This is a genomic window from Psychrobacter sp. CLB018, assembly GCF_041222815.1.
Taxonomy (GTDB): domain Bacteria; phylum Pseudomonadota; class Gammaproteobacteria; order Pseudomonadales; family Moraxellaceae; genus Psychrobacter; species Psychrobacter faecalis.
The window spans coordinates 298,373-310,868 of record NZ_CP166085.1; the positions used below are offsets into that span (position 1 = coordinate 298,373).

The following is a 12,496-nucleotide window of genomic DNA, read 5'->3' on the forward strand; positions in this document are numbered from 1 at the left end:
AGTCTGGTTGCTGGGTATTATAACAAACCCTTGTTATAAGTCAGTGCAAGTTCGTTATCGGTTGGTTTAGGTCGTTAAAAAAATAATGAGCTAAATGCTTGGCTGCCAATTTCTTGCCTTGCAATGCTTTTGCTTGCAATGCTTCCTTCATACAATAAAGAATTTTTACCGTTTTTCTGTCTTGCTTGCGCTACAATAATTTTGTGTATGCTAAATACAAGGATATTTGCAATAGCAAACGGCTAAGTTTAAGAGATAAGCTTAAAAGATAAGCATAGCTGAAAGCTGTATCTTAAAGTAGAAAACAGAATGCTAGCGCAATTTATAATTTAAACCATTTTGATAAACAAGGACCCCTTATGCCTAACAGTAACCGCCCAAAAACTGGACAAGAAGCACTGGCACTACTCAAAGAAGGTAATGTACGCTACGTAGAAAGTCTGACCAGCACTGACCCTTGCATGCAAAAACGTCCTGAGCTGATCAGTGACCAAGATCCATTAGCGATTATTTTGGGTTGCTCGGACGCCCGTGTCCCAGTTGAGATTGTGTTTGACCAAGGTTTGGGCGATTTGTTTGTCATACGCGTGGCGGGTAATGTGGTTGCGCCATCTCAAATCGGTTCGATTGAATTTGCGGCAGAAAAATTTGGCACCAAACTGGTGGTAGTGCTTGGGCATTCGCATTGTGGAGCGGTGACCGCTTGCGTCGATGCGCTGATCAATCCTGAGCAAAACTATTCGCCAAATTTACAATCAATCGTCGATCGTATTCGCCCAAGTGTTTACAACTTGCATGAGCTGGCAACGGCCAACGGTCAAGACGTCGATGCGGATGAATTGGTCGATCGCTCTATTCGTGCCAATGTGCGCATGTCGGTCAGCCAATTAAAGCATGGTTCGCGCGCCCTAGAAGACTTAACCAGTAGCGGTCAGCTACTCGTCGTTGGCGCTGAATACAATTTAGAGACTGGAAAAGTACGCTTTTTAGATACTTAATAGCTATTTATCATTAAACGTTCGGAATGGTGGATACGATTTGATTTTGCACGTACCCGTTATCAATGATTTATAATGGATAAATGACGATTAAAATACTTAGATATTGGAAAAATTATGACGGATTTAAAAAATTTAGATGCTAATAAAGACAGTATCACTCAGCCTGAGAGCAGCGTAAAAGCAGAAGGCGTGCAGCCAATTTCAGCGCAGACGGCAGGTTATACTTTTAACCACACCATGCTACGCGTCAAAGACCCAGCCAAATCGTTGGCCTTTTATACGGGTATTTTGGGCATGACGTTACTGGCGGTAAAAAAGTTCCCTACGATGGGGTTTGATTTATATTTCTTGGCCAAGTTGACTGACAGCGAGCGGGAAAATTTGCCAGCGGGTGACGACTTAGAAATTTTTGCCTTCCGTCAGCGCGGTATTTTAGAGCTGACTCATAACTACGGTACCGAAACCCAAGCGGACTTTAGTTACCATGATGGCAATGGTGAACCACAAGGCTTTGGTCATATCTGCTTTAGTGTGCCAAGTCTTGACGAAGCGGTTGCTTGGTTTGATAAAAACAACGTCGAGTTTAAAAAACGTCCAGAAGACGGCAGTATGAAAAATATCGCCTTTATCAAAGACGTTGATGGTTACTGGATTGAAATCGTCCAAGCCGACTTAATGGGTTAAACAAGTTACTCTTTAACCAATAAAAAAGCCGCTATATGAACAATAGCGGCTTTTTTATATTTGAAAGCGAATACTCGTTAGTCTTTTTTCACTTTAAAATCGGTATGGCATGATTTGCAGCTGTCACCGACTTGTCCAAGCGCAGGTAAAACTTGATCGACACTGGTTGCATTTTGTGCCGCTGCATTTAAGTTAGCAGTGGCTTTTTGGAAGTCATCAGCTTCAGCGCGAAAATCGTCAACATTGCTCCAAACCGCTTCAGTAGCATTACCTGCGGCTTCTTGGTTTTCAAAGTGGCTCCAAGGATTGGCAGAGTCTTTTGCTAAAAATGCCGCTTGTTCTTTAAAGACTTCGGCATCAAACGTATCTGGCGCTTCAGCCATATCGCCCATGATACCCATCGCATCGCCCCAGCTTTTCATGGTGTCTTGACGCGCTTTGACGTCAGGGTCAACTGGTGTACTACAAGCTGTTAGACCTAAGGCGGCTGCCATCAACGTTACGCCGACGATAGACTTGAATGATTTATTATTAGAAACCTGTGCCATCTGTATTGCTCCTTTATACGTGGCTAATAAAAAGGTGCCGAAGCACTTGCATGCTCGCCACCTGTTATATTGCTACTATGAATTGAATATTATGTGGTTGTTCTAAATGTTAAAGACAGCTAAGTTCTAGTCTTTTACCATATAGCCTTTTCAACCTATAAAGCTGTAAATCTATAACGCTTTAAACCCATACTGCTGTTAATTAAACCTCAACAGGCTAAAATAAAGTAGGATAATAAAGTACCTTTTTGTAATGGCATCTTAATCAGCTATGAATGTTCGCCAAAGCGCGTTTTATAAGCTAAAAGTCAAAATGCCCTATTTAACAGTTTAGCTGCTCTTAGGCTGCTCTCAAATAAAAAATAGTAAATAATAAAGGTCAGCAGTAACGCTGACCTTGATAGTGTTTTTCTGAAATTTTAAAGAGAGCAAATAAGCTGTTTATCCAAGAACCAAAACGCTGTCTGCGGCTTATTATGCCAATGACGACTATAAAGTCAACCAATCACGCGGTTTTAGATAAAAATCGGTCAATTCAAACTCAGGCGTCCCGGGGGCAGGTTCAAAGCGATAATGCCAGCTGGCAAGCGGCGGCATACTGACTAAGATGGACTCAATGCGTCCATTACTTTGTAGCCCAAATAGGGTGCCACGGTCATAAACAAGGTTGTATTCGACGTAGCGTCCGCGGCGATAGAGCTGAAATTCACGTTGTGCTTCGGTATAAGAGGTGTTTTTACGCTGCTCAAAAATTGGCAATATACCTTCAAGATAACCATTACCGACCGCTTGCATAAATTCAAAGCAAGTCTCAAAATCCCAACCACGGCTCTCGGTATTGACGTCGTCATAAAATAGGCCGCCGATACCGCGCTGCTCATCGCGATGGCGCAGATGGAAGTACTCGTCACACCACTGCTTAAAGTCAGGATAGACGCTGTCGCCAAACGGCGCGCACAGGTCGTGACAAACCTGATGCCAATGTACGCAGTCGGCAAGCACCGGATAAAACGGCGTCAAATCAAAACCGCCACCAAACCACCAAATAGGCTCTTCGCCCTCGGCTTCAGCAACGAATAAACGCACGTTGGCATGGCTGGTTGGCACATTGGGGTTTTTAGGATGCACGACCAATGAAACGCCCATCGCCTGCGCTTTACGGCCAGCGATATCAGGATGGCGCGCAGTTGCAGAAGCGGGTAGGTTATGCACATGAATATGGCTAAACATCACGCCCGCTTTTTCAATCACTTCGCCACCTGCGAGCACGCAAGAACGGCCGCCGCCGCCCTCAGGACGTTCCCAATCGTCAGGCACAAAGGTTGCCGGCTGATCATTGCTGCTGCCGTCGCGCTCTTGCGCTTCTAAGGCTTGACAGATACGCGCTTGCAGATCCACCAAAAACTCACGCACGCGCGTGATGTCATTGTGGGTTGGCGTCACGGCAGAATTCGTCTCTGGCAAATTGTCATGATTATCTATATTTGGTATGGTCATAAAATATCTAATTATTTACTATTTATTAAGGTGTAAGGCGGTATTGAAATCTTTATCGAGTAGATGCCCCATGCGGTCGCGTTTGGTCGCGAGATACTCAGCATTCATATCGTTCACCCCAACCAATAACGGCACGCGCTCGACGACATTAATACCATGCTCGGTTAAGTAAGCCACTTTATCGGGATTATTGGTAATCAGGCGCACGCTATCGACGCCGACATGAGCAAGCATCGGCCCGCACATATCATAAACGCGCGCATCAGCCGGTAAACCCAACATAAGATTGGCATCTAACGTATCATGCCCTTGATCTTGCAAGGCATAAGCACGGATTTTATTGGTCAAGCCAATGCCGCGTCCTTCTTGACGTAAGTATAATATTGCCCCGCAGCCGGTTTCTTGTATCGCCTGCATCGCGGTATTAAGCTGGGGACCACAATCGCATTTTAATGAGCTAAAAGCGTCACCCGTCAAGCATTCCGAATGAATACGAATGAGCGGTATGGGCGCTTCTTTTAGCGCATCGCTGTCTTGATTAAATGCCGTGCCTTGCTGATTTAAAACGTCAGTTTGCTTGGCCACAGGTAAACCGACGGTAAGCATCACATGCTCTTGACCGTCTGCATTTTCAAAGATATGAATATCAAACTCGCCGTGACGAGTCGGTAGTTTGGCATTGGTGATAAATTGATATGACATTAATGTCCTGCATAAGCCGATCATCGTGACGCTAGCGGTCGGTTAAAGTTTTATAATAATAAAGGTGTGACATAAGCGCTGCTAACTAAAATAGCATACGAAAGCTGTTTGGTGGAAATACACACAAAGTTCACAGACGGCGCACGATGATTAAAGCGACAATTAAAAATAAATGCTATTATGCCATACTATTTTGACGGATACAGTGACAAGTCTTAGCCCTTGCATTACTATGTCGTCACTGTCGCCCGATATGCGCCCAATATGAAAGCAAAATTAGCAGGCGCTATAGTGTTTTATATGAGGACATAGTCTCATTTTAAAATGCCTATAAAATTGAAAGTTCTAAAGTTCTAAAGTTCTAAAGTTCTAAAGTTCTAAAGTTCTAAAGTTTGTTTTATTTTAAATCGTTATTCACAGCTATTTTAAGCGCTGTATCAATAAACATATAGTCGATGACATTTGTTGATTTATAATGTCCGCACTATTATTAACGCCACTTAGATGCTGGCTAGTGATAGCCCGTATCTAAGGTAGCATCTTGTTAGCAGATTGGTAGGTATCGTACGTTTTATGCAGCAGTCACCTCATTCCCCACAGTCTAAGTCATCATCTGCGTCAGCCATTGATTCTGCTGCACCGCTATCGCACCTGCAAAAAACTTATGCAGTCATTCCACGTGAGCGTCCACATACGCCGCTACTTGATACAGTAGACGCTCCGATTGATTTAAAAGCGTTTAGCGAAAGTCAGCTCATTACCTTGGCGGATGAGCTACGGCTTTTTCTGCTCTATTCAGCCGGTCAAAGCGGTGGTCATTTTGGGGCCAATTTAGGCGTCATTGAGTTGACCATTGCCCTGCATTATCTGTTAGATGCGCCGCAAGATCAGATTGTTTGGGATGTCGGTCATCAGGCATATGCCCATAAAGTATTGACAGGACGCCGTGAAAAGCTTGGAACTATTCGCTCAAAGGATGGCTTGACCGCTTTTCCAGAACGCGCCGAGTCGGTTTACGACACTTTTGGCGTTGGGCATTCATCGACGTCTATTTCGGCGGGTCTTGGAATGAGCCTGGCGCTACGCTATCAAGGCCGCGCGCAAACGGTTGCCTGTATTATAGGTGATGGCGCAATGACCGGCGGCATGGCGTTTGAAGCGATGAATGACGCCGTCCAACAAGATGCGGATTTGCTGGTCATTTTAAACGACAACGACATGTCGATATCTTGCTCGATTGGTGGTTTTTCACGGCATTTAGCGACATTGTGGGAGTCAGGCTATCAGGTTGATATCTCTGATGCTGGCGAGCCGATATTATGCCAGCGTCCTGACATGCAAGCCTACGACCGCCGTAAACGTCATAACGAGCTGCGCGATGTGCCACAATTAGAGGACAATCTGTTTAAAGCCATTGGTTTTACTTATTTCGGTCCGTTTGATGGCCACAATATCCCTGAGTTACTGCGCGTACTATCGCTTGCCAAGCAATTAAAAGGCCCGGTATTGGTGCATATCTATACCACCAAAGGTAAAGGGTTTGCGCCCGCTGAATTAGATCCAGTTGGCTATCATGCTATCAGTAGATTGCCTGCTGAAGATAGCGAGAAGAAAGCGCTAACCGCTAACTTAGCACCGAGTACACCGCTATTAAAATACTCGCAAGTCTTTGGTCAGTTCTTATGTGATAAAGCTGCTACTGACGAGAAATTGCTTGCGATTACCCCAGCCATGGAAGAAGGCTCGGGCATGATTGAGTTTGCCCGTCAATTTCCCAATCGTTTTTTTGATGTAGCCATCGCTGAACAGCATGCGGTAACGTTAGCAGGCGGCATGGCAACCCAAGGTGTCAAGCCAATCGTCGCCATCTATTCAACCTTTTTGCAGCGTGGCTACGATCAGCTGATTCATGACGTGGCATTGCAAAACCTTGATGTGATGTTTGCTGTTGACCGCGCCGGTCTAGTCGGTGAAGATGGTGCTACTCATGCCGGCGTGTTCGACTTTGCCTTTTTACGCTGCGTGCCGAATATGCTGATAGCCGCGCCAAAAGATGAAAACGAATGTTATCACTTGCTCAATACTTGCTATGAATATCAAGGCTGTACGGCTGTGCGCTATCCGCGCGGGGCTGGCGTTGGCGCGACGATTACCCAGCCCGCACAGGTTTTTTCCATTGGTAAAGCGGTAGTAGAGTCAGTTTTAGGTCAAGATAACGCACCTAATAAGTTGGCATTATTAGCCTTTGGTACCATGGTTGCGACGGCTCAGCAAGCGGCAGAAAGCTTGATTAACGATAATATAAACTCAAACTGCCAAGTACATGTGGTGAATATGCGCTGGGTAAAACCTTTAGATACGCACTTGCTTGACAGCTTAATCAAGCAAGGCGTTACCCATATCGCCACTTTGGAAGAGCATACGATTATGGGCGGCGCGGGCAGTGCAGTAAATGAATATTTACTTAACGAATCAATAGCGTTTAAAAATAGCCGTCCAGTAATCTGTAATATCGGTATTCCTGATCGCTTTATTGCTCATGGTTCACCAGCAGAGCAAATGGCTGATTGTGGTCTGGATGTTGCAGGGGTCGTGAGCCAGCTGCAGCAGTTGCTAAAATAAAACCCTATCGCTCAAAAAAAATTGCTAAAATAGCGGATTGAAAAATAAAGCATTTTTGTTTAAACCTCGCCTACTTGCTGTAGGTGTGAATTATTTGACAACTTGGGCGGCACTACTGCTGGCAATCATTTATTTGGTTCGCTAGGCGGCGATGGTTTTCATGAGTTATTAATCCGATTTAATTTTAAGCGGCTTTTATTTTTCGTACATTTTATCAGTTATATCTTTTAAGTAGTATTCATTCATCAAGCAAATAGGTTATTTATGGAACCCATGGTCGTTATCGCAGCGCGTGCTGCTGAAAAAGTCGGTAAAGAGATTTTATATGCGCATCAAAACCGCCACAAAATCGAGCTAGATATCGAGTCAAAAGGGCTTGATGGTTTGGTCACGCGCATTGATCGTTTCAGTGAAGAGCTGACGATTGAGACCCTAAAAGCCAGCTATCCAAATCACTCGTTTTTGGGTGAAGAGTTTGGTATGCAACAAGGTCGCGGCGAAGATGCTGACTGGTGCTGGATTATTGATCCGCTAGACGGTACTAAAAACTTCGTCCATGGCGTACCGCAGTTTTGTGTTTCTATCGCGGTGCAACATAAAGGCGTGACCCAGCACGGCGTCATCTATGACCCTGTACGTGATGAGATGTTCTCGGCTAGCCGTGGTAAAGGCGCACGCTTGAACAATCGCCGTATGCAAGTGAGCGAGCGTAAAACCATCGACGGCGGCTTATTTACCACTGGTCATCCGCTTGAGCGTAAACGTAATGGTGAAGTCATCTCTTATGCCAAGCAGCACTTTGAAAGCTTACAAAAAATCTCTGAAGCGGGCGGTCAAATTCGCCGTTTAGGCTCAGCCGCGCTAGATTTATGCTATGTAGCAGCTGGTCGTTTTGACGGTTATTTTGAGATGTCTATTAAGCCGTGGGATATTGCTGCTGGTGAGCTTATCGTTACCGAAGCACGCGGCGTGGTCGTTGACCATACAGGCGCGCACAACTCAATGACCTCAGGCTCTATCTTTGCTTGTAACGTTAAATTACTAAAACCGTTAATGCAAGTGGTTGTCCCAACGTGGGGCGATATTTTGTAGTTTTAACTTATTAAAGATTTAGAAAATTAATATTGAAAAAGCTGGTTCCATTATGGCGCCAGCTTTTTTGTTTTGCCGCTTTTCTTGTCGTTACTTTTATCTGTCACCGTAATGCCTTGAAATTCAAGCTCTTTACTGGTGCGCTCTAATAGTTGCAACTCTTCTTCTATGAGGACGAGCATATCTTGTACATGCGGTAAAGCTTTACTGCAAGCGGTAATGCCAAATTCAATCTTATCCAAATAGCTGGCGAGAGTGATATTCATCGCTTGTCCATTGAACACAATCGATGCCGGATACAAAGATTGCAGACGCGCGCCGTTCCAATATAGCGGCTTTTCTGACCCAGGGACGTTGGAGATAATCAGGTTAAAGGCCTGTTTTTTCGGAAACAGCCCAGTTGCCAAATTGATACCTTCCCACGCATAAGAAATCACACTGTAATTGATAACCTGCGCTTGATTCATACGGCGGAATCGGCGTTTGCCGTTATTCATACTGCGATGAATCAGCTCGATGCGGCTGAGTGGATCGTCTAAATGCGTGCCCAAATTGGCAAGAACAAATGACAACTGGTTGCCCGCCACGCTATTATCGGTACGTAATGACATGGGTACAAAAGCAATCAAAGGCTTGCTTGGTAGCGCATCTATCGACAGGAGATAACGGCGAATAGCGCCAGCACAAACGGCAAGCACCACATCGTTTTTACTGATATTTAAGCGCTCAGCGATATCATTAAAGCGCTGTATCTCATAGGACTGCGCGGCGATGCGCCGCGAGGCTGAAATGCGTTTATTAAGCACACTCATCGGCGCTGCAAAGGTACTGACATAACTGTCATCACCGAAATTTTTTAAGTTATCGAGCAATTCTGTAAATACCGGTTTAATGGTTGATATTTGCTCTTTGATAATGCGCCGCGCCGAACGCTCTTTCGGCAAAATCGCATCGACTTGGTTACGATGACGTGCCATTAGTGACCAAATCGGTAGCGTCACCGGTTCGGTTGGCGATTGCGATAAGGATTTTTTGACCAAGCGCATGGCAGCGATGCCATCAACGAGCGAATGATGGATTTTAAAATATAAGGCAAAACGTTCAGGCGCGCCTTCGCTTTCTGGCTCAATTCCTTCAATAACATGACATTCCCATAGCGGCATTGCCCGATCTAACAGGCGACCATGCTCTCTTGATACGTACATCAAAAGCTCGCGTACACGCGCGGGCTGTGGTAGCGCTACATGGTGCAAGTGATGCTCAACATCAAAGTGTTTGTCTTTTTTCCAAAATATCAAATGCTCAAGCACTTGGTTAAAAGGAAAGGTCGGCGGCACCTCAGAGTGTTGCATTTGTTTGACCAATTGACAAACAAAACTGCTGTCCGCATTTTCTGGCAATTCGAATAAAAATAGACCCCCAACATGCATGGGTTGTTTACGCGACTCAAGAAGTAAGAACAACTGGTCGACTGCTGTGAGAAGTCGCATAATAAATCCTTTTATGACGATGAATAAAAAACGGCAATAAATTATATAAGTATTCAGTTAGGCAAAGGTAAAGCATAGTAAAACTAAAAAATATAGCAAAAACGATTAAAAACCTAAAAGTAGTCACAAAAATATCTTAATATAAAAAGCATGGCGCACGGGATTTTTATTATTTCATTATGTGTTAAGCCGTGCTTTTAAAGGTTTAAGCTAGAAAGTTTGCCCTGCAGGATTCAACTTGAAAAATCTAAGCTAAAAACTACTGAAAGAAGTAGCCGGTCTGCGGTGAACTGGCAGCGGCCATTTTGCGCATCGGCATACGACCTGCTAAGAACGCCTGACGCCCTGCCCATATAGCATGTTTCATGGCCTGCGCCATCAACACGGGATTTTGTGCATTGGCAATCGCTGAGTTCATCAGCACGCCATCACAACCAAGCTCCATCGCAATCGCGGCATCAGAAGCGGTACCGACGCCAGCATCAACCAATACGGGTACTTTAGCATTTTCAATAATAAGGCTTAAGGTATGGCGATTAAGCAAACCAAGACCAGAACCAATCAAGCTACCAAGCGGCATGATCGCCACACAGCCCATGCTCTCTAATTCTTGAGCGACGATGGGGTCGTCAGAGGTATAAACCATGACTTCAAAACCATCATCGATTAGCACCTTGGCGGCTTTTAGAGTTTCCATCACGTTTGGATAAAGGGTTTTTTCATCGCCTAATACTTCTAGCTTCACCAGATTATGCCCGCCTAATAGCTCGCGAGCAAGCTTACACGTCCGAATCGCGGTTTCGGCATCAAAACAGCCTGCGGTATTGGGTAAGATGGTATATTTATCCGGTGAAATCACATCTAATAAATTTGGCTCATTGCTATTTTGACCAATATTGGTACGGCGAATAGCAACGGTGACAATCTCAGCTTCTGACGCGCCAATCGCCGCACCCGTCTCAGCCATGTCTTTATATTTACCAGTACCGACCAACAATCGAGAAGAGAATGTACGACTACCAACCGTAAAGGTATCATTCGATAAGGCATTTTGTGAAAATGATTGAACATTGGCAGGAGTATTTGCGGCTTGTGACATAAGGATAATCCTAATAGCGGGCTGACAAAAGTGACTAACGAGGTTATTAAGTTTGTTACTGTGTTTAATGAGAGTTTTTATTAAATAGTAGTAGAGGCAAAACGTAAATAGGCGTTATGTGGCCAAAGGCTTGCGATGTTAAATGCTAATAATATAACTGCTTTAAAAGCAAAGTCATAAATCCAAGCAAAGCCTTGCTACTTGCTTAAAACAAAATGTTATTATAACAAACTCATACGCGCTTACTGACAATCTTTACCAAAAACCGCGCAGAAAGCCCCTACTTCTAAAGTAGCGAGATGAATGCGTTATTGGTAGCAGTCCTTACTACCTATGGTATTATAATTAATAATCATACCACTTATTAACAACAAGCAGCGATGCCAAAGCAAATCCTAAAAGCCCATAAAGTCAGACTATATCCGACCATTGACCAGCAAGTATTCTTTGCCAAGTCATTCGGCTGTGTGCGCTTTATGTGGAATAAGATGCTTAGCGATAAGATTGAGCACTATAAAGAAACTAAAACAACCCTCAAAAACTACCCTGCTCAGTATAAAAAAGAGTTTGAGTGGCTACAAGAGGTCGATAGCCTGGCACTGTCTAAAGTTGAGCGTCATTTGCAAAAAGCCTATCAGTCGTTCTTTAAAAACGGCACAGGCTTTCCCAAGTTCAAGAAAAAAGGGCAACGCGATAGCTACATCACAAACAACCAAAAGGGCACAGTGGCGATCACAAACAACACCGTTAAACTGCCTAAGATTGGCCATATCTCCGCTAAATTCCCGAATAAAATAAACGGTTTGATTAAGAGCGCTACCATCAGTAGAACTCCATCAGGCAAATACTATGTCAGCTTATTGGTTAAAACCATTGCCACACCACTACCAAAAACACACTCTAACATCGGTATTGATTTAGGATTAATTGACTTCATCGTCTTATCGGACGGAACTAAAGTAGCTAATCCTAAGTTTTTATCGAAGTTGCAAGACAAATTAGCTCGCGCACAAAAGATTTTAGCCAAACGTAGAGCAATTGCCAAAGTTGCTAATCGCAAACTGAGTGACAGTCGTAATTATCAAAAGCAGAAATTTAAAGTTGCTAAAGTTTATGAGAAAATAACCAATAGCCGCACTGACTTTCTACACAAACTCTCATTTAATCTCATCAAAAACCACGATGTGATTGCCATAGAGGATTTAAACGTCAAGGGTATGGTTGAGAACCATAAACTCGCCAAAGCTATATCAGACAGTTCATGGTCAACATTCACCACCATGCTTGCTTATAAAGCGGAATGGTATGGCAAAACGCTTGTTAAAATAGACCGATGGTATCCATCCTCTAAAATCTGCTCAGGCTGCAACCACTTGTTGACCAAGGCTGAATTACCCTTGTCATTGCGATCATGGGATTGCCCTAGTTGTTTGCAAACCAATGATCGGGACATTAACGCCAGTATCAACATTCTCAATGAGGGTTTGAAACTGACCACACTCAAAACCGTCGGTGCGACGGAGTTAGCTTAGTCAATTTACCTAACCGCTGATACAGAATGCCGTAACAAGTATGAGTATTACCTAAGAAACCCTACCTCTAAGGTAGTGGGTAGTTCATCCAGTTTAACGATTTAGGCAGGCGGCTTTAAATAGTCAGGTCAGTAGTGTTTTTTGGCATGTATTAGATTGTGTTTTCAAGACTGTTTTCAAAGTTATTTTATAAGCTGTTTTTTAAGTTCTTTTTTAAATTAACCACTCA

10 protein-coding genes are annotated in these 12,496 nt (G+C 44.0%); 5 read left to right on the top strand and 5 right to left on the bottom strand.

Going from position 1 to position 12,496, the window contains the following annotated elements:
- Positions 1-359 precede the first annotated feature (359 nt).
- Positions 360-998: a carbonic anhydrase gene (locus AB8P72_RS01345; RefSeq protein ID WP_068406318.1), complete on the top strand. Its 639-nt coding sequence runs from the start codon at positions 360-362 to the stop codon at positions 996-998.
- 117 nt (positions 999-1,115) lie between these two features.
- Entirely contained in the window at positions 1,116-1,685 is a 570-nt protein-coding gene (gloA, locus tag AB8P72_RS01350) for a lactoylglutathione lyase (RefSeq protein ID WP_068406321.1), read from the top strand.
- Between the two features lie 77 nt (positions 1,686-1,762).
- Here gloA and AB8P72_RS01355 read toward each other — a convergent pair whose 3' ends face one another.
- From AB8P72_RS01355 to ribA, 3 genes are all read right to left on the bottom strand, one after another.
- A complete protein-coding gene (locus AB8P72_RS01355; RefSeq protein WP_193030056.1) occupies positions 1,763-2,233 on the bottom strand; it encodes a cytochrome c in 471 nt (156 codons plus the stop codon).
- Between the two features lie 489 nt (positions 2,234-2,722).
- Positions 2,723-3,730: an oxygen-dependent coproporphyrinogen oxidase gene (gene hemF, locus AB8P72_RS01360; protein ID WP_305935777.1), complete on the bottom strand. Its 1,008-nt coding sequence runs from the start codon at positions 3,728-3,730 to the stop codon at positions 2,723-2,725.
- 18 nt (positions 3,731-3,748) lie between these two features.
- Positions 3,749-4,432, bottom strand: coding sequence for a GTP cyclohydrolase II (gene ribA, locus AB8P72_RS01365; protein WP_193030060.1), 684 nt, complete (start codon positions 4,430-4,432; stop codon positions 3,749-3,751).
- A gap of 573 nt (positions 4,433-5,005) precedes the next feature.
- On the opposite strand from ribA, the gene dxs reads away from it, so the two are divergent.
- The gene (gene dxs / locus AB8P72_RS01370; protein ID WP_193030062.1) at positions 5,006-7,054 is read left to right on the top strand and encodes a 1-deoxy-D-xylulose-5-phosphate synthase; all 2,049 of its coding nucleotides are present in this window, start codon (positions 5,006-5,008) and stop codon (positions 7,052-7,054) included.
- Positions 7,055-7,318: 264 nt separating this feature from the next.
- The gene (locus tag AB8P72_RS01375) at positions 7,319-8,146 is read left to right on the top strand and encodes an inositol monophosphatase family protein (RefSeq protein WP_193030064.1); all 828 of its coding nucleotides are present in this window, start codon (positions 7,319-7,321) and stop codon (positions 8,144-8,146) included.
- 50 nt (positions 8,147-8,196) lie between these two features.
- On the opposite strand, the gene AB8P72_RS01380 is transcribed toward AB8P72_RS01375, so the two are convergent.
- Both AB8P72_RS01380 and AB8P72_RS01385 read right to left on the bottom strand, forming a co-directional pair.
- On the bottom strand, positions 8,197-9,636 hold the full coding sequence (locus AB8P72_RS01380) for a wax ester/triacylglycerol synthase family O-acyltransferase (RefSeq protein ID WP_193030066.1): 1,440 nt from the start codon (positions 9,634-9,636) through the stop codon (positions 8,197-8,199).
- A 259-nt stretch (positions 9,637-9,895) separates the two neighbouring features.
- Positions 9,896-10,735, bottom strand: a complete 840-nt coding sequence (locus AB8P72_RS01385; protein WP_193030068.1) for a thiazole synthase — start codon at positions 10,733-10,735, stop codon at positions 9,896-9,898.
- A 380-nt stretch (positions 10,736-11,115) separates the two neighbouring features.
- Here AB8P72_RS01385 and tnpB point away from each other — a divergent pair, with 380 nt between their 5' ends.
- A complete protein-coding gene (gene tnpB, locus AB8P72_RS01390; RefSeq protein ID WP_193030070.1) occupies positions 11,116-12,267 on the top strand; it encodes an IS200/IS605 family element RNA-guided endonuclease TnpB in 1,152 nt (383 codons plus the stop codon).
- Positions 12,268-12,496: the final 229 nt, after the last annotated feature.